This window comes from Frankia sp. AvcI1 (assembly GCF_001420875.1).
In the GTDB taxonomy this organism is placed as follows: domain Bacteria; phylum Actinomycetota; class Actinomycetes; order Frankiales; family Frankiaceae; genus Frankia; species Frankia alni.
Genome location: NZ_LJFZ01000006.1, coordinates 86,118 through 109,456 on the forward strand (window position 1 = coordinate 86,118; position 23,339 = coordinate 109,456).

Annotated in this window: 11 protein-coding genes and 15 pseudogenes; 18 read left to right on the forward strand and 8 right to left on the reverse strand. The window is 73.3% G+C overall.

Translation table 11 applies throughout. The features are described 5' to 3' along the window. Positions 1-24: 24 nt before the first annotated feature. A pseudogene (locus UK94_RS44515) lies at positions 25-197 on the forward strand (aminoacyl-tRNA hydrolase); the annotation flags it as partial. A gap of 1 nt (position 198) precedes the next feature. Next, positions 199-618, forward strand: a pseudogene (gene pth / locus UK94_RS08385) (aminoacyl-tRNA hydrolase); the annotation flags it as partial. A gap of 45 nt (positions 619-663) precedes the next feature. On the opposite strand, the gene UK94_RS08390 reads toward pth, so the two are convergent. Both UK94_RS08390 and UK94_RS44520 read right to left on the reverse strand, forming a co-directional pair. Next, positions 664-1,563 (reverse strand): glycosyltransferase family 4 protein (locus UK94_RS08390; protein ID WP_235487053.1); only part of this gene is annotated, 900 nt, incomplete at its 5' end. A 1-nt stretch (position 1,564) separates the two neighbouring features. Continuing rightward, a pseudogene (locus UK94_RS44520) lies at positions 1,565-1,757 on the reverse strand (glycosyl transferase family 1); the annotation flags it as partial. Positions 1,758-2,173: 416 nt separating this feature from the next. Between UK94_RS44520 and UK94_RS08395 the strand changes: the two are divergent. From UK94_RS08395 to UK94_RS08400, 3 genes and pseudogenes are all read left to right on the forward strand, one after another. Next, complete coding sequence (locus tag UK94_RS08395; RefSeq protein WP_011607313.1) at positions 2,174-3,421, forward strand: glycosyltransferase family 2 protein; 1,248 nt, start codon at positions 2,174-2,176, stop codon at positions 3,419-3,421. An 85-nt stretch (positions 3,422-3,506) separates the two neighbouring features. Further along, a pseudogene (locus UK94_RS44525) lies at positions 3,507-3,731 on the forward strand (glycosyltransferase family 2 protein); the annotation flags it as partial. A gap of 1 nt (position 3,732) precedes the next feature. Beyond that, positions 3,733-4,418: pseudogene (locus UK94_RS08400) on the forward strand (glycosyltransferase); the annotation flags it as partial. A gap of 72 nt (positions 4,419-4,490) precedes the next feature. Here UK94_RS08400 and tyrS read toward each other — a convergent pair. The 3 genes and pseudogenes from tyrS to UK94_RS08410 all read right to left on the reverse strand — a co-directional run. Continuing rightward, on the reverse strand, positions 4,491-5,307 hold an 817-nt coding region (tyrS, locus tag UK94_RS44530), incomplete at its 5' end, for a tyrosine--tRNA ligase (protein ID WP_235487056.1). Position 5,308: 1 nt separating this feature from the next. After that, positions 5,309-5,780 (reverse strand): annotated as a pseudogene (locus tag UK94_RS44535) (tyrosine--tRNA ligase); the annotation flags it as partial. Between the two features lie 9 nt (positions 5,781-5,789). Then, positions 5,790-7,463, reverse strand: coding sequence for a S8 family serine peptidase (locus tag UK94_RS08410; protein ID WP_235487057.1), 1,674 nt, complete (start codon positions 7,461-7,463; stop codon positions 5,790-5,792). Between the two features lie 562 nt (positions 7,464-8,025). On the opposite strand from UK94_RS08410, the gene UK94_RS08415 reads away from it, so the two are divergent. The 13 genes and pseudogenes from UK94_RS08415 to UK94_RS44585 form a co-directional block, all read left to right on the forward strand. Continuing rightward, positions 8,026-10,203: an HAD-IIIC family phosphatase gene (locus UK94_RS08415; protein WP_011607309.1), complete on the forward strand. Its 2,178-nt coding sequence runs from the start codon at positions 8,026-8,028 to the stop codon at positions 10,201-10,203. After that, positions 10,203-10,439 carry an acyl carrier protein gene (locus UK94_RS08420; protein WP_041939858.1) on the forward strand — a complete coding sequence of 79 codons (237 nt, stop codon included), beginning with the start codon at positions 10,203-10,205 and terminating at the stop codon, positions 10,437-10,439. Before UK94_RS08415 ends, UK94_RS08420 begins: the two co-directional genes overlap by 1 nt. Further along, positions 10,429-11,097 (forward strand): serine acetyltransferase, encoded by a 669-nt coding sequence (locus UK94_RS08425; protein ID WP_235487060.1) that lies wholly within the window; start codon positions 10,429-10,431, stop codon positions 11,095-11,097. The genes UK94_RS08420 and UK94_RS08425 overlap by 11 nt, the downstream gene beginning before the upstream one ends. Positions 11,098-11,695: 598 nt before the next feature. Next, the coding region (locus UK94_RS44540; protein ID WP_268761250.1) for an NAD-dependent epimerase/dehydratase family protein at positions 11,696-11,931 on the forward strand (236 nt) is incomplete at its 3' end. A gap of 1 nt (position 11,932) precedes the next feature. Further along, positions 11,933-12,240 (forward strand): annotated as a pseudogene (locus UK94_RS44545) (SDR family oxidoreductase); the annotation flags it as partial. A gap of 1 nt (position 12,241) precedes the next feature. Next, positions 12,242-12,724, forward strand: a pseudogene (locus UK94_RS44550) (NAD-dependent epimerase/dehydratase family protein); the annotation flags it as partial. Next, positions 12,721-13,278: a dTDP-4-dehydrorhamnose 3,5-epimerase family protein gene (locus UK94_RS08435; RefSeq protein WP_041939856.1), complete on the forward strand. Its 558-nt coding sequence runs from the start codon at positions 12,721-12,723 to the stop codon at positions 13,276-13,278. The pseudogene UK94_RS44550 and the gene UK94_RS08435, both read left to right, overlap by 4 nt. A 152-nt stretch (positions 13,279-13,430) precedes the next feature. Then, positions 13,431-13,837: pseudogene (locus UK94_RS44555) on the forward strand (methyltransferase); the annotation flags it as partial. Position 13,838: 1 nt separating this feature from the next. Continuing rightward, positions 13,839-14,090: pseudogene (locus UK94_RS44560) on the forward strand (methyltransferase); the annotation flags it as partial. Between the two features lies 1 nt (position 14,091). Next, a pseudogene (locus UK94_RS44565) lies at positions 14,092-14,750 on the forward strand (methyltransferase C-terminal domain-containing protein); the annotation flags it as partial. A gap of 1,828 nt (positions 14,751-16,578) precedes the next feature. Next, positions 16,579-16,821: pseudogene (locus tag UK94_RS44570) on the forward strand (hypothetical protein); the annotation flags it as partial. Between the two features lie 2,448 nt (positions 16,822-19,269). Then, on the forward strand, positions 19,270-19,686 hold a 417-nt coding region (locus UK94_RS44575; RefSeq protein ID WP_235487064.1), incomplete at its 3' end, for a Wzz/FepE/Etk N-terminal domain-containing protein. Positions 19,687-20,356: 670 nt separating this feature from the next. Then, positions 20,357-20,841 (forward strand): annotated as a pseudogene (locus UK94_RS44585) (lipopolysaccharide biosynthesis protein); the annotation flags it as partial. A gap of 270 nt (positions 20,842-21,111) precedes the next feature. Here the strand turns inward: UK94_RS44585 and UK94_RS44590 are convergent. The 3 genes and pseudogenes from UK94_RS44590 to UK94_RS08465 form a co-directional block, all read right to left on the reverse strand. Continuing rightward, positions 21,112-21,414: pseudogene (locus tag UK94_RS44590) on the reverse strand (O-methyltransferase); the annotation flags it as partial. Between the two features lies 1 nt (position 21,415). After that, positions 21,416-21,795, reverse strand: a pseudogene (locus UK94_RS44595) (class I SAM-dependent methyltransferase); the annotation flags it as partial. A gap of 67 nt (positions 21,796-21,862) precedes the next feature. After that, positions 21,863-23,156, reverse strand: a 1,294-nt coding sequence (locus UK94_RS08465; RefSeq protein ID WP_235487066.1) for a hypothetical protein, incomplete at its 5' end; no start/stop codon positions are given. Positions 23,157-23,339 lie beyond the last annotated feature (183 nt).

Here is a 23,339-nt window from a genome sequence, read left to right on the forward strand (position 1 = left end):
GGATGACCTGCGGATGAGCTGTCGATGACGAACGTGCCGACCGACGACGGGCCGTGGCTCGTCGTCGGACTGGGCAATCCGGGTCCGGGCTACGCCGGCAACCGTCACAACGCCGGATTCATGGTCGTCGACCTGCTCGCCGAGCGGGCCGGGTCACGGCTGAAGTCGCACCGGTCCCGGGCGGATGTCGCCGAGGTNCGCCTCGCCGGCACGCGGGCGATCCTGGCCCGCCCGCTGTCCTTCATGAATCTCTCCGGTGGGCCCGTCTCGGCGGTGCGCACCTTCTACAAGATCGATCCGGCCCGGGTCATCGTCGTGCATGACGAGCTGGACATCCCGTTCGGGAGCGTCCGGCTCAAGCGCGGCGGCGGGGACAACGGCCACAACGGGCTGCGATCGATCTCCTCCGCCCTCGGCACCCGCGACTACCTTCGGGTCCGAGTCGGCATCGGTCGCCCGCCCGGCCGGATGGACCCGGCCGACTACGTCCTGCGGGACTTCGCCGCCGCGGAGCGGCGCGAGCTGCCGCTGCTGCTGGAGCACTCCGCCGACTCGGTCGAGATGCTCATCACGGACGGCCTGGAGCCCACGCAGAACCGCTACCACGCCCTGCTCTGACCGCGCCCCCGGCTCTGCTCGCTCTGACCGCCCCCGGCCCGGCGGTCAGGACGGCGTCAGGTGCTCCTGGATGCGACCGATCAGCGCCGCGTGGTCGAGCTCCCGGCGGACGAACGCCCGGCCGGCGAGCCCGATCTCGGCCGCCCGCACCGGGTTGTCCAGCAGCTCGCACGCGGCGGCGGCGAAGGCGCCCGGCTCCTCGGCGACCAGCAGGTCGGTGCCGGGGGCCCAGTCCAACCCACGACTGCCGGTCGGGGTGCTCACCACCGGGGTGGCGGTCGCCATCGCCTCAATGGCCTTGATGTTCACGCCGGAGCCGGAGCGCATCGGGTTGACCGACAGTGTCGCCGCGGTGAGGTAGCCGGCGACGCTCGGCACGTCGGTGTGCAGCTCGACGCCCTCGAAGCCGGCGAGCCACGCGGCCAGGCCGTCCTCCGGGCGCCGCCCCACCACCTGGAAGGTGGCCTTCGGGTGGTGAACCCGGATCATCGGCCAGCATCCCCCGAGGAACCAGCGCAGCGCCTCGATGTTCGTCGGGGTGTCCAGCGAACCGACGAAGATCAGCCGCTGGTTGCCGGCCACGACCGCGCCGGCCGCCGCGGACAGCTCGCCCGACGAGGACGCGCTCGCCCGCAGCGCCCCCACAGGCAGGAACGGCGGCAGGTGGAACGTGGGCACGCTCGCCCGGGTGCGCCGCCACTCGTGGTCTTCCAGCGAGATGTCGGCGATGCAGGTGACCAGGGGGGAATGGTGCATCGCGAGTTCGGCCAGGCGCAGCTTGTGGTACTCGAGCTCGTAGGCCACGGCCCGCGGGCCGGAGCTGCTGCGTGCGAGCACCCGGAAGAACTCCGAGTCGACGTTGTGCGCGCGCACCAGGTGCGGCAGCTTCCAGATCCGGGCGATCTCCTCGCCGAGATGCGAGGACCGGCAGCTGTAGCTGATCACNGCGTCGGCGCGGGGGGGCGTGGACTCCAACGCCCGGCGCAGCGGCCCGACCGGCCGCGAGGCGTGCATGAAGGGCCTCGGCGTCAGGTGGGCGCGCGGACTGTCGTCCCGGGGCAGCCGGATGACCGCCGAACCGGGAACCGCCTCCTCGTAGGCGGCGATGTCCAGATCCTCCCGCGAGGGGACCAGGATCTNCATCCGAATACCGGCCGCGGAGGCCGCGGTGAGGAAGCTGAATGTCTCCACCCGGCCGCCGGCGTCCGCCGGGAGAAACGGTTCCTCGACAACGACGATCCAGCGCGTGGAGTCGCTCACCGGTCCCACTGTAACGACCCGGGTTCACCCGCATGGGGGAGGGTCGGCCCGGTCACCCGGCCGAGGAATGCGTCGCGTGGCCGGGTGGTCACGATGGCGTCAGGTAGTGCGATGAATAGACCGGACGGTTTCCCGTGGCCCTCCTCGCGCGGCCGCGGGGCCGCGGGGCGCACCGGACTGCCGCGCAGGTCGGGCCGTGCATCACGGCCGCGCAGCGTCATGGGGTCAATCGCGTGACCCGACGGGCCAGGAGCCGTTCGCCGTGGCGTTCCGGCGGAACGCTACGGTTACTGTCATGACAGGTGTCCGGACCATCGGTCGAGGAGCCGCCGTCGCGGCGCTCGGAGCCGTAACTGTTTACGGTCACGTTCTGTATCCGGTTTATATCGGACTGCGCAGCCGTGGCCTGGAACCGACGACACCGCCGGAACCTGAGATCTGGCCGGGCCTGAGCGTCGTCGTCTCCGCGTACCGGGAATCCGCGGTTATCGGCACGAAACTTGATGAACTTGCCGGCACGGACTATCCCGGGCCGATGGAGGTCATCGTCGTCGCGGACGACCCGGAGACCGCGGAGGCCTCGCGCCGGCCCGGCGTGCGGGTGCTGTCCTCGGGGGAGCGGCTGGGCAAGGCCCGCGCGGTCAACCGCGGCGTCGCCGCCGCCTCCCACGAGATCGTCGTGCTCACCGACGCGAACGCGGTGCTCGCCCCCGGCGCGCTGCGTGCCGCCGCCCGCCACTTCACCGACGAGACCGTCGGCGCGGTCGCGGGGGAGAAGCAGGTCGACGACCCCGACGGCGCCCAGGGTTTCTACTGGAAGTTCGAGTCGTGGCTGAAGCGCTGCGAGTCGGCGACCGGGGCGACGATCGGCGTCGTCGGCGAGATGCTGGCCTTCCGCCGCCAGGCGTTCCGGCCGCTGCCCGCCGACACCGCGGTCGACGACGCCTGGCTGGCCCTCGACATCCTCGAGGGCGGACTGCGGGTCGTCTACGAGCCCGAGGCGTACTCGATCGAGTCGGCGGCCCCCGACTACAGCGGTGAGTGGGAGCGGCGGACCCGGATCGTCGCCGGCAACCTGGACATGCTCTGGCGCCGCCGGGCGGCGCTGGTGCCGGGAGCGCTGCCGGTCACCCCGCAGCTGTGGGGGCACCGCCTGGTCCGCTCGTCGTTCGGGCCGATGGCCCACGTCGTCCTCGTCGGCCTGGCCGTCCCGGCCGCCCGGCACAGCTGGGCCGCCCGGGTGTTCCTGGCCGGCAACGCCGCCGGCGCCGCGAGCGCGGGCGCCCTGATGACCGGGCGGACGCCGCCGGGGCCCAGCCGGCTGGTCGCGCAGGTCTTCTTCCTGCAGGCCGTCGCGCTCGGCGGCGTGCGCCGCTTCGCCGCCCGGGACCGTCCGGCCGTGTGGCCGAAGCCGGATCGCCAGCCGGTCGCCGCGGCGTCCGGTGCCGGTGCCGGTGTGCCGTCCGGCGCCGACCCGGCGAGCCCGGGCGGCTCGTCCAGCCCTTCCAGCTCGTCCAGCGCGCTGACCTCGGCCGGCGGCTGAGTCGAGGATGGCAGCACCCTCGGCAGCCGCGCCGTACGGTGCATCGGAAGTTCGCGTGAACACACGCAGTGAGGAGCGTGCCGCCGTGTCGGTCGAGCAACCCAAGCGGTCCACGTGGCAGTACGAGCTCGTGCTGGTCAGCTACCACAGCCGGGAGCAGCTCGAGGAGCTGTTCGCGACGCTGCCGCTGGACATGCCGGTGGTGGTCATCGACAACGCGAAGGGTGCCGACCGGGTCGACGAGCTGCTCGCGGAGCGGCCGAACAGCCGCTACCTCGACTCCGGCGGCGGCAAGGGCTTCGCGAAGGCCNCGAACATGGGCATCCGCTCGTCCAGGTACGACTACATCGTCCTCGGCAACCCGGACAGCCGGCCCACCGTCGACGTCATCGACGTGCTCGTCGACGACCTCATCGCCGATCCGGAGCTGGTCACCAGCGCCGCGACGATGAAGGGCCACGACGACAGGCCCGAGCTGGGCAACGGCGGGTGGGAGCCGACGCCGCGGCGGGTGCTGCTGCATGTCCTCGGCGCGCACAAGGTGGCACCGACCTCGGCGCTGTTCGCGCGCCCGACCCCCGGTCGGCCGATGAACCCCGAGTGGCTGACCGGCGCCTGCATGGCCGTGCGCCGCGCCGCGTTCCTCGACCTGGGCGGCTTCGACGAGACGTTCTTCGTCTACAACGAGGACATGGCGCTCGGCCGGGCGATCCGCGAGGCCGGCCTGCGCCAGAAGCTGCACACCGATCTGCTGGTCCCCCACGGCGCCGGCGGCAGCGGCGCGGGCAAGACCTGGATGCTCCAGATGCGCGGCGCGTCCATGGTCCGCTACCTGCGCAAACACAACGCCCCGGCCCGGGTGAACGTGATGCGCTCGATGCTCGTGGCCGGGTACGCCGGGCGCACGGTGCTCTCCCGGGCCCGTGGCAGGAAGGCGGTGGCCGACGAGCACGCCGCCTACATCAAGGGGCTGCTCGTCGGTCCACCCGCCCCCTGAGGGCCGCCCCCTGAGGCCCGCCCGCCTCCTGAGGCCCCGCCCGGCGTGGCTGGGGCCGGGCGAGGCGGGCGCTCAGGTGAAGCGGGCGACCCGCCACTCGCGGCGGCCGCGGCGGACGAGGATGACGGAACCGTGCAGCAGGTCCTTCTCGGTCACGGTCGCCTCGGCGTCGATCCGGTCGCCGTTGACGAGCACCGCGCGGTTGCCGAGGTGCTCGCGGGCGTCGCGGCGGCTGCTGGCCAGGCCGGTGGCGAGCAGGAGGTCGACGACGGGCCAGCCGCCGTCGGCCGCGAGCCGGGCCAGCGGCTCGGTGACCGTCGGCACGTCGGCGAAGACGTCGGAGATCAGGTCCGCCCCGATCGCCTTCACGTCGCCGCTGAACAGCGCCGCGGACGCGGCCTCCGCGGCGTCGACGGCGGGCTGGCCGTGCATGAGGGCCGTCATCTCCCGGGCGAGATGGCGCTGCAGCGCGCGGCGACCGGGCGCCTCGGCGTGCTCGGCGAACAGCCGCTCCAGCGGCTCGCGGTCGGTGAGCGAGAAGAACAGCGCGAACCGCCGCGCCTCGTCGTCGGACAGGTTGATCAGGAACTGGTACAGCGTGTACGGCGAGGTGCGGTCGGCCGTCAGCCACACCGCGCCCTTCTCCGACTTGCCGAACTTCGTGCCGTCCGCGCGCAGCAGCAGCGGGCAGGTCAACCCGTGCACCTGCGTGCGCAGCACCCGGCGCACGTAGTCGATCCCGGCGACGATGTTGCCCCACTGGTCCGACGCCCCCATCTGGAGCGTGACGCCGTGGTCCTCGCACAGCCGGCGGAAGTCGTACGCCTGTAGCAGCGAGTAGCTGAACTCGGTGTAGGTCAGGCCGACGTCGGGGTCGTCGAGGCGGCGGNGAACCGAGTCCCGCCGGATCATCTCGGTGACGGGGAAGTGCTTGCCGACGTCCCGCAGGAACTCGATCATGCCGAGCCCGCCCAGCCAGTCGCCGTTGTCGACGAAGGCGGGGATCTCCTCGGCGGCAAGCGCCCGCCCGAAGATCGTCTCCATGATCTCGCGGTGGCGGGCCACGTTGGCCCGCACGTCCTCGACGGTGAGCAGGCTGCGCTCGGCGGACTTGCCGGACGGGTCGCCGATCAGCCCGGTGCCGCCACCGAACAGGGTGACGGCGCCGAGCCCGGCCCGCGCGGCCCGGATCAGCAGCGTGATCGGCAGCAGATTGCCGATGGTCAGCGACGGGGCGGTCGGGTCGAAACCGATGTAGCAACGCCGCCCGCCGCTGTCGAGGTGGTCCCGTAGTTCGGCGGGATCGGTGCTGTCGTGGATGAGTCCACGCCAGGACAGCTCGTCCAGGAGCGCGTGTGTCATGTGGCCATGTTAGGAGTGGCCGCGTGGGCCCCCGTGCGTCGTGGCCCGCCGGGCGGACAGCAGATGCGCACTCACACCGAGCAGGCCGCCCAGCCAGACGGCCAGGGCCAGCCCGCCGACCCACACCAGCGCGGCGAGGAGGCCGGATCGGCCACCCGGGCCGCCGGACCCGCCGGATCCGCCGGCCGCTGCCAGCGAGCCGCCGGCTCGGTCCTGGCCCGACCCGCCACCCGCGGCCGCCCCGCGCTCGCGGCCGTCCGCGGGATCGGTGGGGGCGCCGGCGGTCAGGCCCGGCGGCGTGGCGGCGCCGTCCGCTGGTTCCGCCCGCCCATCGGCCCCCGTCGGCGGCACCGCGGCGGCCGACGAGCCGAGATCACCGCCGCCGTGCGAACCGGCCCCGGAGCCGTCCGCGCGGCCGGCCCCGCCGGAGCCGACGGAACCGCCGTCTCCGGTGGTGCCGCCGGGGCTGCCGGAGCCCGACCCGGCCCCGGCGGGGTCCGCGCCGGCGGGTGGCTGGCCGGCCGTGCCCCAACGGGTCGGGGTGGCCAGCAGGGGATTGGCGGCGACGGCCGGTACCGGTCGGGTCAGCGCCGCGGCGGGGTCGACGATGCCGAAGCCGAACTCGACGTCGCGGCCCGGCGGCCCGGCGTCACGCGCGGTGTAGATGAGCCGCTCGATGACGTTGGGTGCGTCCAGGTCGGGCCAGGCCGATCGGATGAGCGCGACCACGCCCGAGACGATCGCGGCCGAGTTCGAGGTGCCGGCGCCGGTGTCCAGGCCGTCCGGGGACACCCTCGTCGGCACCGGCGCCCGGATGCCCGGGGCCGGGGCGGCGATGACGGCCCGCGCTCCGCGCGACGAGCCGCGCCAGAAGTCGCCCCGCGCGGTCGATCCGGTCACGGCGACGACGCCGGGGATGTTCGCCGGCGAGTTGATCTCACTGTCACCGGTCTCGACGTTGCCGGCGGAGGCGACCACGACCACGTCGTGGGCGAAGGCGTAGGCCACTGCCTCCCGCTCGTCGCCGGTCGCGGCCCCGGCCGAGCCGAGGGAGAGGTTGATGACGTCCGCACCCAGGTCGACGGCCCGGTGGATGCCGTGGGCGACCTCCGCCGAGTCCGCCTCGGCCCCGGTCGAGACGGGCAGGATCCGGGCGGCCGGGGCGATGCCGCGCACCTCGGGCCGGCCGTTGTCGTTGCGCCCCGCGATCAGGCCCGCCATGGCGGTGCCGTGGCCGTCGGGGTCGTCGTCACGCCACCCGTCGGGAGCCGCCCCCGGCCCGACGCCGGCGCCGGGCAGGACCTGGCCCTGCAGCTTCGGGTGGCCGGCATCCACCCCGCCGTCGATGACCGCGACCACCGCCCCCGCGCCCTCGCTGACCTGCTGCGCCTGGGCGAGCCCGAGCACCGCGTGGTACCACTGCGAGCCCTGTGCGGGGGCGACGGGGGCGGGAAGGACGACACCCGGGCCCGCGGCGGCCGGGTCGGCGACGGCGGGCGCGGCGAGCAGCGGCCCACCAAGGACGGCCAGGGTCAGTAGCGCCAGGACGGCCGGCAGGCCCGGTACGCAGGGCAGGCCCGGGACGACCGGCACCGCCCGGCGGGCGCGGCGCGGCGCGGCCGTCCCGCCGGGACCGCGGGGCTCCGTCCCATCGGGACCGCGGGTCATGGCGCGGTGCTGCATGAGGGGGGTCCTGCCTCCCGGGACGTGCCACTCGGCGCGTTGAGGGGGATCACGGGCGGCCGGGGTGGAAAGGCGCGATCGGCATCGCCGTGTGAGGCAGTTTTCCATAGTGCCGGCCCTATCCGCGCCGTTGTCGGAAAGTAAACAGATACACCCCAGTTGACCTGGTGCGGCGCAAACGTCGGCGCGTCTCGGGATCGGCCCGAGGCGCGCCGGGGAGCCGGACGCGGAGGGGCGGCGCCGTTGCGGCGGAACGGATACCACAATCTGTGTTGTGGCGATTACGATTTCGGATTGGCCGCCTCGGCCGTCCCGTCGCGGCGGCTCGGCGCGGTTACGTCCGCCTCCGGTGGACCGCCCCAAGCCGCCGAGGATGCCGGATTTCGGGTGGAACATCCGTGGTGTTCCGGTTGTCGCCGCGGCCGCGACCGCCGTGGATATCCGGCGGATATCACCGCCGCCCGACCCCACCGTTCCGTTCGAACCAACTCTCACGTGAGGGTAGAGTTTGGGTGGCCGGATGCGGTGGCCGTGACGGGCCACCACGAGAGGGGCCACAGGGATGACCGAAAGAGGGGACACCGGCGCGGAGGTCGGGCCGGACCGGCCGGCGCCGCGCGACGGACGCATCGCCGAGCTGACCGCGCTCGCCGCCGCAAGCGAGATCCCGACCGCCGCGCTGTGCCGCGACCTCGCCGTCGCGCACGAGCGCGCCGGGGACCCGGACGGGGCGGTGCGCTGGGCGCTGGCGCTCACCGACACCGACGCCGACCTCGGCGCCTGGTCGGCGGCGGCCGGCGTGCTGCGCCGCTGCCTGCCCTCCGTCGCGCCGCTGCCGCGCTCGGCCCGGGTCGCCGTCCTCGGCAGCTACACGACGTCCCAGTTCGCGGCGCTGCTGCCGCTCGCGGCCGCGCGGGCGGGCGTTGCCATCGAGACCTACGAGTGCGGCTACGGGCAGTACCGCCAGGAGATCCTCGACCCCGCCAGCGGGCTGTACAGCTTCGCGCCGGACGTGGTCGTGCTCGCCGTGCACGCCGGCGAGGCGGCGCTGCCGACCTTCGGGGAGATGCCGGCATCCGGCGATGTGCCGGGGACTGTCGATCCGGCGGACGCCGCGGTCGCGACCGAGGTGCGCCGCTGGACGGCGCTGTGGGAGACGATCCGCGCACGCTGCGGCGCCCGGGTCGTCCAGCACACCTTCGCCATACCCGGCGAGGTCGCCCTCGGGCACCTGGCGCTGCGTACCGGCGGCGCCCGCCCGACCCTGCTCGCCCGGGTCAACGCCGAGCTCGGCCGGGCCGCCGGAGACGGGATCGGCCTGGTCGACTGCGAGCGCCTCGCCGCCGACGTGGGCAAGCGGGCCTGGTTCGACGCGCGCTACTGGCACCGCTCCAAGCAGGCGGTGTCGCTCGCGCAGGTGCCGCTGCTCGCCCGGCACACCGCGGCGGTGATCGGCGCGCAGCTCGGGGTCAGCCGCAAGTGCCTGGTCCTCGACCTCGACAACACCCTGTGGGGCGGCGTGCTGGGAGAGGAGGGGCTCGCCGGCATCGCGCTGGGCGACGGCCCTGTCGGCGAGGCCTTCGCGGCCTTCCAGGACTACGTCGTCGAGCTGAAGGACCGCGGCGTCGTGCTCGCCGTCTGCTCCAAGAACAACGACGCCGACGCGCGGGAGGCGTTCGAGCGCCACCCCGGCATGCGGCTGCGCCTCGCCGACATCGCGATGTTCAGCGCCTGCTGGGACGACAAGCCGACCCAGCTTCGCCGAATCGCCGCCACTCTCGGCCTCGGCCTCGACGCCCTCGTCTTCGTCGACGACAACCCGGCCGAGCGCGAGGCGGTGCGCCAGCTCGTCGGCGAGGTCGACGTCCTCGCGCTGCCCGCCGACCCGCACGGCTACGTCCGGGCGCTGGCCGACTACCCGTTCTTCGAGACGGCGGCGCTCACGGCGGAGGACACCGCGCGGACGGCGACCTACCGGGCCCGGGCCGAACTCGCCGCCGCCGAGGCCGCTGCCGGCTCGCTGGCGGAGTTCCACCGCGGGCTGGACATGACGGCCACCGTCGTCGGGCTCGACGAGCTGACCCTGCCTCGGGTCGCCCAGCTCGTCGGCAAGACCAACCAGTTCAACCTGACCGGGCGCCGCCGCAGCGCCGACGAGATCGCCCGGCTGGCCGCCGACCCCGGCACGGCCGTGCTCTGTGTCCGCCTCGCCGACCGGTTCGCCGACCACGGCCTCGTCGCCGTGGTCATCGCGGTCGAGGCGGGGGACGCGTTGACCGTCGACACCTGGCTGATGAGCTGCCGGGTGATCGGCCGGACCCTCGAGGACGAGGTCGCCGGGCTGATCCTCGCCGAGGCGCGCCGGCGCGGGCTCGCCCGGGTCGTCGGCGAGCACCGGCCGTCGGCGAAGAACGCCCTCGTCGCCGGCCTCTACGAACGCCTCGGCTTCACCCGGGTGGACGGGCCGGACGGAGCGGGCGATCCGTCCGCGCCGGGCGCGACCCACTGGTCCCGGGCCGCGGACGCGCCGTACGCGCCACCCGCCCTGATGCGCGTCGTCGTGGCGGCGACCGGCGTCGATCCGGACGGTGCCGACCAGGCGGGTGCACCGGGCGTCCCGGGTGCGGGCGTCCCGGGTGCGGGCGTCCCGGGTGTGCCGCCCGCCTCGCTGCCTCCCCACGTGTTCGCCCAGACGCGGCCGCAGGACCGCAGGATGGAAAGGGAAAGGGTGCAAAGGTGATGGTGCAGGACCGACTCCAGCAGATCTTCCGGGAGATCTTCAGCGACGACGACCTCATCGTTTCCGACACGATGACCGCCGACGACGTCCCCGGCTGGGACTCGCTCGCGCACATCAACCTGATCTACGCCGTCGAGCGGGAGTTCTCGATCCAGATCGCCGACGACCGGCTCGCCAGCTTCGCCACCGTCGGTGACATGCGCGAGCACATCGAGGAGCTCAGCGGTGTCCACTGAGGCCGGCGCGGCCCGCAACGGAACGGCCCCCCGCGAACCCGGGAGCCCCCCGCCCACGCCCAACGGCTCCACCGCCCACGGCCCCGCCCCGGGAACCCCGGGCGGTGCTGCCGAGACCGACCGCCGGGAGGCGTCCGAGCTGGGCCTGCGGGAGATCCTGCGGGAGGACCTCCGGCGGCACTACGGTTCGTTCGCCCACCCGGGCCTGCACGTGCTCGCCGTCTACCGCCTCGGGCAGTGGCGGCGCACCCGGCGCCAGCCGCTGCGCGCCGCGCTCACGGTGGTCTACAAGGTGCTCAACAACCTCGTCATCCGCAACCTCTACGGGGTCGAGCTCTCCGAGAAGGCCCGGCTCGGCCGGCGGGTCCACATCGGCCATCACCAGACGATCCTGATCCCGCCGTTCTGCGAGATCGGCGACGACTGCACGCTGCGGCACAACCTGACCATCGGCTACGCCGGCGGCTCGGCGTCGCCACGGGACGTGCCCAGGATCGGTGCCCGAGTCGAGCTCGCCCCCGGCGTCCACCTCCTCGGCGCGATCACCATCGGCGACGACGCCCGCATCGGCCCCGGCTCGATCGTGATGACCGACGTGCCTGCCGGTTCCACCGTCTTCGCCGCCCCCGCCCGCGTCATGAAGCCCCCCACCCCCTGATCACCGCACCCCGGTGAGATGCCGCTCGGCCCAACGGCGCGGTTCCGCGGAACATCTGGATCACCGGTCGGTGGTTGCGGTCGTGCGTGGTGCGGTTCCGCGGACATCACGATCAGGTAGCGGGACCGCGGGGGCTGGGTTGACGGACGGATCGCAGGCCGGTTACGCAGAGCGAGACGAGGGGCGAGTCCCCGGACAGCCCCGATCACGCCGGAGTACTCCCGTGGCTGATCGGCAGGCCCGCTCACGGCCAGTCGCGTGCTGTGAGAGTTGCGGTGCGAAGCGCACGGTTTGCGAGTCCAGACCGTGCAGAGCGCACCGCGGTCGGCCACGCCTCGGCTGAGCGGGCGGGCGGGCGACGGTCGACCTGACCGCAGACGACCCGTCGGGGCCTTCCCCCGTCAGTCTTCGGTGACGGTGGATGACGAGGTCCTGCGCGGTCGGTGGNCGGGCGGGCCGGGCTCGTGGGACGAGGGCTGGCGCGGGAGGTCGGCGGTCGGGTCGCGGGACGCGAGCCCGCACCGGGTCGGTACGGTTTGAGGCCGGACCGTCTGGCCCGATCGGGCCACCCCGCGGCCGAATGGGAGAGGACTCGCGGATGAAGGTGCTCGTGACGGGCACGGAGGGGTACCTGGGGTGCCTGCTCGCGCCCGAGCTGATGCGCGATGGCCACGAGGTCATCGGCGTGGACACCGGTTACTACAAGTACGGCTGGCTGTACCGCGGGACGGACCGGACCCCGCTGACCCTCGACAAGGACCTGCGCCACCTCACCGTCGAGGACCTCGCCGGCGTCGACGCCGTGGTGCACATGGCCGAACTGTCCAACGACCCNCTGGGCGCGCTCGCGCCGGACGTCACGTACAAGGTCAACCACCTCGGCTCGGTGCGGCTGGCGAACCTCGCCAAGCAGGCCGGCGTCGAGCGGTTCGTCTACATGTCCTCGTGCAGTGTCTACGGCGTGGCGACCGGCGAGGACGTCACGGAGACCTCGCCGGTCAACCCGCAGACCCCGTACGCCGAGTGCAAGGTCTACGTGGAGCGCGACGTCGCCCCGCTGGCCGACGACTCCTTCTCGCCGACCTTTCTGCGCAACGCCACCGCCTACGGTGCCTCGCCGCGGCAGCGGTTCGACATCGTGCTNAACAACCTCGCCGGCGTCGCCTGGACGACCGGTGAGATCGCGATGACCTCGGACGGCACCCCCTGGCGCCCGCTGGTCCACGGCCTCGACATCGCGAAGGCGATCCGTCTCGCGCTGGCCGCGCCGCGCGACGTCGTCCACAACCAGATCTTCAACGTGGGCGACAGCGAGCAGAACTACCAGGTCAAGGAGATCGCCGACGCGGTCGCCAGCGTCTTCACGGGATGCAAGCTGAGCTTCGGCGACAACGGCGGCGACAACCGCAGCTACCGGGTGTCCTTCGACAAGATCGCGAACACCCTGCCCGGGTTCTCCTGCGACTGGAACGCCCTGCGCGGCGCCGAGCAGCTCCACGAGGTGTTCAGCCGCATCCAGCTCGACGCGGAGACCTTCACCGGCCGCGGGCACACCCGGCTCAAGCAGCTCCAGTACCTGATCGGTACCGGGCAGCTCGACGCCGACCTGTTCTGGGCGCATCCGTGATCGTCACCCCGACGTCGATCGCCGGGGTGTGGATCGTCGACGTCGAGGCGTTCACCGACGCCCGGGGCCTGTTCGCCCGGACGTTCTGCGCCGAGGAGTTCGCGGCGGCGGGGCTCGCCGTCGAGGTGGCCCAGTGCAGCGTGGCCTTCAACGCCGCGGCCGGCACGATCCGCGGGATGCACTGGGCCGGCGAACCGGTGCGCGAGACCAAGCTGGTCCGCTGCACCCGCGGCGCGCTGCTCGACGTCGTCGTCGACCCCCGGCCCGACTCGCCGACGTACCTGAGCCACGTCGCGGTCGAGCTGTCCGCCGACAACCACCGGGCGTTGTTCATCGACGCGGGGCTCGCGCACGGCTACCAGACGCTGGCCGACGCCACCGAGGCGACGTACCAGATGAACGTCCCCTTCACCCCGGGGCACGACCGCGGGCTGCGCTTCGACGACCCGCGCCTGGGCATCGCCTGGCCGTTGCCGGTGTCCGTGATCTCCGACAAGGACCGGGCCTGGCCGCTGCTCACCGGCGTCGGCGGTCTGACTCCGTTGTCGTCGTAACCGCCCCCCGTTGTCTGATCACTCCCCGGGCCTGCGAAACTCAACGCCGCTCGGCCCGCTGGGCCGGCCGGTACCCCCGCGTCCGGCCCGTCGGGTCGTGCACCAGCACCGACGCGGGCAGATCGATGCCGACATCTCACCAAGGGGAGCGCATGTCATCCGGAAACCCGGCCCAGGGCGGTAGCGGAACCGTCGCGGCCGACGCGAACCAGTCGCCGGCCGCCTCCGGCGGCATCGCCACGCCGGTCACCGCGTGCCGGTCCTGTGGCGGGGCCGCCCCGCGGCTGTTCCTCTCCCTGGGGTCGACGCCCATCGCGAACCGGCTGGTGCGCGCCGACGCCCTCGACGCCACCGACCCGTCGTTCCCACTCGAGGTCGGCTTCTGCGAGTCCTGCGCGCTGGTCCAGCTCACCCACGAGCTGCCCGCGTCGGAGATCTTCGACGAGGACTACCCGTACTTCTCGTCGTTCTCGGACATGCTCGTCCGGCACGCCGAGAAGCACGTCATCGACCTGATCGCCAGTCGCAACCTCGGCCCGGACAGCCTGGTCGTCGAGGTNGCGAGCAATGACGGCTACCTGCTCAAGGCGTTCGTCGAGCGGGGCATCCCGGTGCTCGGCATCGAGCCGACGCCGGGTCCGGCCGCCGCCGCCCGCGAGGCCGGCGTGCCGACCCGCGAGGAGTTCTTCGGCGCGGAGCTGGCCCGCCAGCTCGTCGCGGAGGGCCTGCGGGCCGATGTGATCATCGCGAACAACGTGATGGCCCACGTCCCCGACCTCAACAGCTTCGTCGAGGGCTTCTCGATCCTGCTCNCCGACGGCGGGCTCGTCGACGTCGAGAACCCCGGCGTCGGCGCCCTGCTGGCGCACACCGAGTTCGACACGGTCTACCACGAGCACTTCTGCTACTTCTCCACCATCGCGGTGGACGCCCTCATGCGCCGCCACGGCCTCGCGCTCGTCGGCGTCCAGGAGTTCCCCGAACTGCACGGTGGGACGCTGCGCTGGAGCATGCAGCACGCCGCGGCCGCCGAGCCGACGGAGTCGGTCGCCGCCGTGCTCGGCGCCGAGCGGGCCGCGGGCCTCGACACGTTCGCGCGGTACGCCACCTTCGGCGACGACGTGCGCACGGTGCAGGAGGAGCTGGTCGCGCTGCTGCGGTCGCTGCGGGCCGAGGGGAAGACGGTCGCCGCCTACGGCGCCGCGGCCAAGGGCGCGACGCTGCTGAACTCCAGTGGCATCACCACGGACCTCCTCGACTTCGTGGTCGACCGCAACGTCCACAAGCAGGGCAAGTACATCCCGGGGGCGCGGCTGCCGATCCTCGACCCCGCCGTCCTGCTGGAGCGCCAGCCCGACTACCTGCTGCTCCTGGCCTGGAACGTGAAGAAGGAGATCATCGCCCAGCAGGCGGAGTACGCCGAGCGCGGCGGTTCCTTCATCGTGCCGGTACCCCGGCCGGTCGTGCTGTAGGCGGGTCCTGCATCGTGGTATGGGGTCGTCGTCATCTCCGCCCGCGGCCATCCGGGTCGCGGGCGCCGGGCCGGCGTCGTCGGTCGGGAGAGCGAGCATGACGGACATCGATCCGGACGTACGGGCCTCGGGCTGGCCCGGCGATCCGCCGCCCGAGGACCCTCACTCCGTCGAGCGGACCCCGCACGCCCCCCGGCCGGGCGCGTCGGCGGCGGACGGATCGCCGGCTGCCGGCGGCCAGCGCGGCCCCGCGCGTGCGCACGATCCGGCGTTCGTGGGCTTCGAGGTGTCCTCGGCGATCCCGCCGCAGAGCTGGGCCGCGCCCGCGCCGCCCCCGGCGCCGCCGGTTCACCCTGTCCCCCCGGTTCACCCTGTCCCCCCGGCTCACCCTGCGCTACCCGCTCACCCTGCGGGTGCGGATTCCCGGGGTTCCCGCCCCGGCCGGGGAACCGGACCGGAGGGGCGCTCCGGGGCGGGCCCCGCGGGCCCGCCCCACGACCGAACGGGACCGGCCCCGGGCGGGCGACAACCCGACCGCCCCGGCGCAGGACCGTGGGGTCAGCCCCACCGGCCCCCGGGGCACCCGGGTACGCCCGAGCCGGCGCCCGGCGCACCGGCCTGGCCGGGCCAGCCGCCCGCGTCGCCGCAACGCCAGTTCACCGGGTCCGGAACGTGGCCCCCACCGTCTGGTCAGGGGCAGCAGCCCACGGGGGGACAACTGCGCGGCGGCCCGTCCGGCCCCCGTCGGACCCCGCCGGCCCCGACGTCCGGCGCCGGGCCCCCTGACCGGGCTCCCACGCCGCCGCCCGCCGCCCGTCGGACGCCGCCCGCCGGCCACCCGGCGGCCGGGCCCCCTGCCACGGACCACCGGCCACCGGCGTCGCCGAACGGCGGCCCTGCGGGATCGGGCACCTCCGCTGGTCGGCCGTCGCCGCCGGACGGAGCTCGGCGGGGACGGATCCCCACGGCGGGCCGCGTCCCGACGTCGCCGCCGGCCGGCTACCCGCCGGGCCAGGCGCCAGGAGGGCAGACCTCCTCGGGTCACGCCCCGGCAAGCCAGGCCAGATCGGGCCACGTCAGGCCTGGGCCGTTTCCGCCGGTCCCGACGCGGGACCAGTTTCCGCCGCGCGAGACTCCGCCGAGCTGGGGTGCGGCCCAGACCCGGCCGGGCCAGACCCGGCCGGGCCAGACCCGGCCGGGCCAGACCGGACCGGGCCAGAATCCGCCGGGCCAGACCGGACCGGGCCAGAATCCGCCAGGCCAGACCGGACCGGGCCAGAATCCGCCAGGCCAGACCGGACCGGACCAGAATCGGCCAGGCCAGAATCCGCTAGGCCCCCCAGGGCCACCCGATGGTCCGCCCACGGGGCGGGCGCCCTGCGCGATCACCGTGGAACCCGGCGTGCGCTCCGTCCCGCCGGCCTCCGCCGGGTCGTCGGCGCCCGGCTCTCCTTCGGGTCCGCGCGGGTCAGGGGAAGGCCGTGCGCCGTCGGGTTCTGCCGGGCCGTCGGGTTCTGCCGGGCCGTCGTCGGATTCGGATCCTCGACCTGGGGCGCGGCCTGCACTGGTAGCTCGAACACCCGCGGAATCCGCCGGTCTGGGCTGGATCGCGGTCAGCACGGCGCCGCGAGCTTCCAGCCGGACCGCCGAGGCCGGCGGTCCCGAGGCGGGCGGCAGCCTGCCCGGGTTCGGACCCACCTATCCGGCCCCAGACCCAAGCCCCGTCGTAGCTGCAGGCCCAGGCCCGGCCCCGGCTCTGGGTTCAGCTCCGGTTCCCGGCTCGGCTCCGGTTCCCGGCTCAGTCCCGGCTCCAGCCGCGGCTGCAGGCTTGGGGACGGGGTCCCAGCCGGGGCCGGCAGACGCCCGGGGCGGTGCGGGTGCGGGGCCGAGCGCGCCGGAGACCTCGGCGCTGCCGGGGCTGCGCCGGTTGCCGGGCGGTAGCCCGCTGCCGCACACGATCACCTCGACGATCGACCTGAGCGCCCTGCAGCACCGCCTCCGCATCGAACAGACCGAGGTCATCGCTCGGGTCGAGGATCCCGCGCCCCGTTCGCACCGGCGCCGCCGCCGANCCGCCCCGGCGGACGTGGAGTCCACCCAGGTGGTCGCCCGGGGGTCGTTGCCCGGCCGGCCGCGCCCCGGCGTCCGGTCCGATCCGTCGGACACGGGCGCGGCCCACGAGGGCCTCGCCGACGATCCGGCCACCGGACTCATCGATCGGCGTGGCGCGGGGGCGCGTGGCGCGGCGCGGCGCCGGGCCGACGGCAGCGGAGTGGTCGACGACCGTGGCCGCCGCGTCGACCGTGGCCGCCGCGTCGACCGCGTCGACCGCGTCGACCGCGTCGATCTCGATGATCTCGATGAGCTCGACGCTGTCGAGCGAGGGCCCGGCGCCGGCGAGGGCGGCCCCAGCACCCGCTCCAAAGCGATCTGGACCCTCGCTGACCAGGCCATCTCCAGCGCGACGAACGCCGCGATCTCGTTCCTCATCGCGCGCCAGGTCAGCGATGTCGAGTATGGCGCGTTCGGGATCGCCTACACGCTGTTCGCCATTGTGATCGGGTTGTGTCGCGGCGCGACCTGCATGCCGCTGAGCATGCACTACTCGGGCGCGACGCCGTCGTCGTTCAGGACGGCCGCCTCGGCCACGACCGGCTCGTCGTTCGTCTTCGGTATCGGGATCGGCGTCGGGTTCGTCGGCGTCGGTCTTGCCGTCGGCGGGCCCGTCGGATCGTCGCTGACGGCGATGGGCTTCGTGCTGCCCGGCCTGCTCCTGCAGGATGCGTGGCGGTACGTCTTCTTCGCCATGGGCCGGCCGTTCGGCGCGTTCCTCAACGACCTCGTGTGGGCCGGCGTCCAGATGCTCGGGATCTGGCTGCTCGTCCACCGCGGGGTGACCGAGTCGTCTCCGCTGGTGCTGGCCTGGGGAGCCTCGGCCCTGGTCGCCGCCCTCATCGGCATCGCCCAGGCCGGCTTCTGGCCGTCGCCCGGGGCGACCAGGAGCTGGCTGGCGGAGAACAGGACGGACTCGACCTATCTGGCGGCGGAGTTCGTCACGGTCCAGGGCGCCCTGCAGACNTCGATGCTGGCGATCGGGGCGGTCGGGTCGCTGTCGACGATCGGTGCGCTGCAGGGGGCGCGGACGCTGCTCGGCCCGACCACCGTGGTCGGGGTCGGGGTGGTCAGCTTCGCGCTCCCCGAGTTCTCCAAGCGGACCTCGATGAACGTGCACGCCCGGGAGCGGGCGGCGTACGCGCTGTCCGGGNTGGTCCTCGCGATCGGCGCCGCCTGGAGCCTGATCTTCTACTTCCTGNCGGAGCGCTATGGCCAGGCCCTGCTGGGCGACACCTGGGACGGGACGAAGGACATCCTGGGCCTGTCGATCCTGCACTATCTTGCGGCGGCGGTCCCGGTGGGACCGGCCTGCATGGTCTATGCGCTCGGTAAGACCAAGATCACCTTCAGGCTGAACGCGGCCTTCGCCCCGATGCTGCTCGGATTCCCCATCCTCGGGGCGGTTCTCGGCGAGGCCCGCGGCGCGGTGATCGGATTCAACATTGCTTTCTGGGCCATCGCTCCGGTGTGGTTCGTTCTGCTCCGTCGGCTCGGTCGCGAACACGACGCCGAGCAGGCGGCGCTGCGCGCGGCGCGGGGGGAGTCGGGAGACGCCGTCGATCCGGCGCGTCCGCTTACCGGTGAATCCGGCGGTGGTGGCGCCCGTGGGCGCACGTCGCGACGGCCCCGTCCGGGCGAGGGGCGTGACGGCCGCGCAGGGTGGTCGGACCGTGGCGCGAGGCCGCCCGCGCGGGCGTTGGCCGAGCCGGTGCCGGCAGGGACGCCGCGTGGCGGCGCCGATGCCGGCCTCGCGGGCGGCTGGTCGCCCGAACGGGGACGATCACGGTCGGATCATCGTTCTTCCGGGGGACGGCGACAGGCCGCGAGTCGCCCGCCCGTCGGCGGGTTCGACGAGGCGGAAATGACCGGCGGGTGGCAGTTGACCGAAGGTTCGGCGCGGCGTGATAGGTCCAGCACAAAACGACGGGACGGAAATAGCTCGACAAAAGTTCGGAAATCTGACGTCCCGGAAGAGTTGCGGCGGGAGCCTCCGCGACCGCGGCAGGTCCGCACGGATCGTGACCGTCCATCCCCGCGGGGGAAGTCGGGTGATTCCGAGCGAGGTATCGGGTCGGTGGATGATGTGGACGGTAGGGGTCTCGCCCGGGGAGGTCAGCGCGACGGTCATCGTCGCGGAACCGGCCCGCGGCGTGGCAGAGGCGACACCTGAACGCCATCGCGGCGCCAGTCATAGCTATGACCGTTTACTATCCGCTATCGGCTATGCTCACAAATCGGTTCGTCAGATCTAGACCGTGGTCCGGCAATCGGGCCGGATGCTCCTGTGGGGGGCCACTTTGAGTCCGCTTCACGTCCTGCTGGAGGTGTCGATGCGTCAGCTCGCCGACCCTCCGATCCGCGTGCGGGCCCGGTCCGCCCGTCCTGAGTCCGAGGCGGGCGCGTCATGAGCCGCAACGCACAGGCGGGTGGCGAGACCAGCCGGGCCCCGTCCGCTCCCTCGTTGTTCCGCATCATCCAGCCGCGCCTGCTGATCATCGCGATCGTGGTCGTGATCTTCGCGGCGCTGGCGGCGATCTACTCCAAGGCGCAGTCGGCCACCTACTCGTCCAGCGCGCGGGTGTTCCTCTCCACCACCTCGGACACGCTGGGCGCCAACTCGGTCGACGCCACCCGGTTCGTCCAGACCCAGGCGCAGCTCGCCCAGTCCTCGGCGGCGGTCGCGGTGATCGCGAAGGACCTCAAGCTGTCCGAGTCGGACGTGTCGAGCCGGCTGAGCACCTCCCCGTCGGACGCGGGCTACTTCTTCGTCATCAAGGGCAAGGGGCCGTCGCAGGAGGCGGCGAACTCCCTGGTCAAGTCCNCCGAGACGGCCTACAGCACGCTGCTGACGAGCTACGGCGCCAACAGCGAAGCTTCGGTGAACGCGCTGATCAAGCTTCGTGATCAGCTGGTCAACGAGGGGACCACGGCCAACCAGGGCGCGGATGCCGCAGCAGCAAACGATGTCACCGTGCGTAGTAACCAGATCTCCCAGCTGAACCAGAAGATCGCCGACGCCCGCACCGCCGCGGCGGTGGGCAGCTCCGCGGTGAAGCTGGCCGAGCCGCCGGTCGCCGACGGGCAGGGCGGTCCCAACCTGCTGCGCAACGTCCTCGTCGCGGCGATCGTGGGCCTGCTCGGCTCCATCGCCGCCATCTGGATCATGTACCAGCGGCGGCCGACCATCCTCGACCCGCACAACCCGTCGGACACCCTGGGCGTCCCGCTGATCGCGGCGCTGGAGCCGGGGCGCACGACCGCGAGCGCGGCCGAGACGCTCGTCTCGGCGATGTCGGCGGTGATGTCGCCGACCAGCAAGGTGGTCGCGTTCACCCCGGCGTCGCGCGGAGACCTCGCCGCCGACCTCGTCTCCTCCGTCGCCGCCGCCTGGTCGGACGACCAGGGCGTCGTGCTGATCCTCGACACCTCCCCGTCGTCGGAGGTGCGGGCGTCGCTGGAGGGCCTGCCCCGGGCGACCTCCGGGGAGCTGNCGCGCTGGGCCCACGAGCCCACCTGCCTGGCGCGCTCGTCCGGCACCGGCCGCGGTCACATCCTCTACAACCGGGTCTCGCCGGCCCGGGCCGCGCGCCCCGGCGGCCTCGCGCCGATCCTCGCCGACCGCGCGCCCGTCGTCGACCTGGTCATCCTGGTCACCTCGGCGCTGGCCGAGCTGCCGATGACCGCGGCGTCGGCGATCCAGGCCGACGCGGTCGTCGTCATCACGTCCACCGAGACGCACCTCAAGGAGCTCGAGCAGGTGCCGCGGGACTGGCCGGCGCTGGCCGAGCGCGTCGTGGGCGTCGTCCACGACGGCCGGACCGGCATCCGCCGGGCGACCGGCAGCGCCGTCCCGGAGCGTCGCTCCTCGGTCGACACGATCACGTCGAACTCGCCGGTGGGCGGCGAAGGCCCGCCGAGCAAGCGCGGCGGCATGGACCCCGAGGTCACCGACCGCTACGCCCGCCCCGCCCGGTAACCCGCCCCGCACAGCACTAAGCAGCCCCGGGCAGCCTCGCGCAGCCCCGCCCGGCGGCCAGCTCCGCAGGACGGCTCGCCCGGCGGCGCTGGCAGACCGACAGCAACGGCCCCGCTCCTCGCCAGGAGCGGGGCCGCGCCGGTTGTGCGGTGCTTTCGGTACGGTTTCGAGGCCTGGACCGTACAGGTCGTACCAGGGGCCCGCCCCTCGCGGCGCGGCAGCCGCGCAGGTGCGGCGCGGCCGAGGGGCCGGCCGCGAGTTCCTGTCAGGTCAGCGGGGCTGACCGACCAGCGCGAGGACGAAACCGTCCCAGCCCTTGCTGCCCACGGTCTGCAGCGCGGTCGCCGTCAGCCGCGGCTCCGCCCGCACGAGGCCCAGGACGGCCCTGGTCCCCAGAACGTCGGGGTCCGTGTGGGCAGGGTCGACGACAGCCCCGCGGCGCACCACGTTGTCGATCACGATCGCGCTGCCGGGTCGGGTCAGGCGCAGCGCGGCGGCGAGGTACCGCGCGTTGTTCTGCTTGTCCGCGTCGATGAACACGAGGTCGAACGGCTCGGGCCGGGCCGCGATCAGNGCGTCGAGCGAGTCGACGGCGGGGCCGAGCACGACCTGGGCGACGGCGCCGAGGCCGGCACGCTCCAGGTTGGCCCGGGCCACCTCGGCGTGATGGGGATCGACCTCCAGGGTGACCACCCGGCCGGTCGGCCCGACGGCCCGCCCGAGCCAGATCGTCGAGTACCCGCCGAGGGTGCCCACCTCCAGCACCCGCCGGCCGGAGACGAGGCGGACGAGCAGGGCCAGGAACGCACCCTGGTTCGCCGCGACCTCGATCGGCGGCAGCCCGGCCGCGTGGCTCGCGGCCCGCGCCTGCCGCAGCGTGTCGTCCTCGTCGACGAGGGTGTCGACGAGATAGTCGTCGACGGCTCGCCAGCCCTGTATCAGGTCGTCGTCCACCGGTCGGCACCTCCATGGTCGCCAGTTCGGGGCGCCGGGCTCACCGGGCGGGGCCGGCGAGGCGGTCTCAGATGCCGGCGAAGGACCTGCGCTGCGCGGGGGCCGAGGAGGCCGGCGGCGGTGGCCCGGGATCCTCCGCCAGCTGGAGCGACTCCTCCGGCGCGACCGTGAACCAGGCGACGAGCAGCAGGCCGAGACCGGTGACGACCGGGGCCAGCAGGCCGCCGGACAGCACAGTATAGAAGATCAACACCGAGCCGGAGAGCACGAACGACTGCGAGCCACGGACGAACATCGCCACGATGAAGCTGAGGAACGTCACCGTGCCGAGGACCCCGTACTCGAGGACGAGCTTCGGCACGAGCGCGTAGTTCAGCGGCAGACCGGTGCGACGGAAGAACTCGCCCGCGTCGCGGTCGGCGAAACCCGAGCCGGAGCCGAACGCGACCGTCGCCGGATCGCTGCCGAGCGCTTCCCAGGTGCGCTGGTAGGGCTGGACGAACCGCAGGCTGCCGCTGGACGTCGACGAGGACGTCTCCGTCGCCCGGGCCGCGAAGATGCTCGACGCCGGGGTGAAGCTGATGACCAGGGCGATGAGGCCCACGCCGACCAGGGCGGTGAACGCGAACTTGGCGCCCTTGTGGACGGCGAGCAGCACACCCGCGCAGGCCAGCAGCAGCAGACCGGTGCCGGAAACGGTGCTGAGAATCGCCAGCACGAACATGAGCAGCCGCCACCAGCCGCCGTTGCGCAGGACACAGACCACGATGCCGAAACCCAGAAACTGCGAGCAGAACGACGCTTCCAGGCAGACGAAGGCGTTCGACTTGTACAGCGACGATCCGTACTGGACCGGGTAGGAGGTGTTGAAGCCGTGCATCAGGAAGTTCGACGGCACGATGTTCTTGACCACGTCGGTGTAGGGAACGCCGACGAGCTGAATCGCGAACTGGAACAGGGCCAGCCCGGCCAGCACTGTGATCATGATGAGGAAGCGGTCGAGCAGCCGGGGCAGCAGTGCCCGGGCGTCGGCGGGGCGCAGGCCGAAGACGAACGGGACATACGTCGCCAGCAGCAGCAACAGCGACGTCAGAGACGTGCTGTCCTTCTGTCGCAGGAAGGAGACGAGAGCCGACAGCGAGCACGCCGTCATCGCCACCAGGTAACCGGTCATGCGGCCCGAGTTCCGGCTCAGGCCGCCACGCCTGACCATGATCGCCGCGCAGACGTAGGTGATCGGCAGGATCACCTGGACCTGTGAGCCGCCGACGGGGATGGCGATCCGCTGGAAGAAGATCTCGAAGAACAGCAGAATGGTGAGCAGCCGCAGCGTCGCGTCGTTGACCGTCCGGCTGCCGCCCNCCTCCTGGGTCGGGATCACCCACGACCGCGGAATCCTGGTCGTGAGGGTGGTGGTTACCACTGCTTCCCCGTCCCCCGTTCTCGGTCGGCGGGCGCACCGCGGCCGGGTGGGCGGCGGTGAACGCTGCGGACGATAGCCGGGTGGCCCCGCACGGCGGCCCGGTGCGCCGTGCGTGGACGGC